General features: G+C 26.3%; 1 protein-coding gene. It reads left to right on the top strand.

Translation table 11 applies throughout. The features are described 5' to 3' along the window. Positions 1-236 (top strand): hypothetical protein (locus tag BUE91_RS06210; RefSeq protein WP_143605912.1); only part of this gene is annotated, 236 nt, incomplete at both ends.

The raw sequence follows: 236 nt of genomic DNA, 5'->3' as shown, positions 1-236 counted from the left end.
GGACAAGATAGTAAGTATAAAGTTTGTAGATAATATAAATGAAGAGTTTAAGAAATTAGGAGAAATAACAGATGAGAAGATATTAAAAGATTTACCTAGTTATGATGTAAATAAGAAGAAATTTTTTGATGAGTATATAGATAACACAAATGTTTCTATCAGTGGCACTAATGTTTTAATGAAACCAATGTCAAGCAGTTTAAGAACCTTATTATTAAGCTCAAATAGTTCAGAAG

The organism is Streptobacillus notomytis (genome assembly GCF_001902585.1).
Taxonomy (GTDB): domain Bacteria; phylum Fusobacteriota; class Fusobacteriia; order Fusobacteriales; family Leptotrichiaceae; genus Streptobacillus; species Streptobacillus notomytis.
Note: the sequence above shows the minus strand (reverse complement) of the source record. Positions and strands in the feature narration are given on the sequence as shown.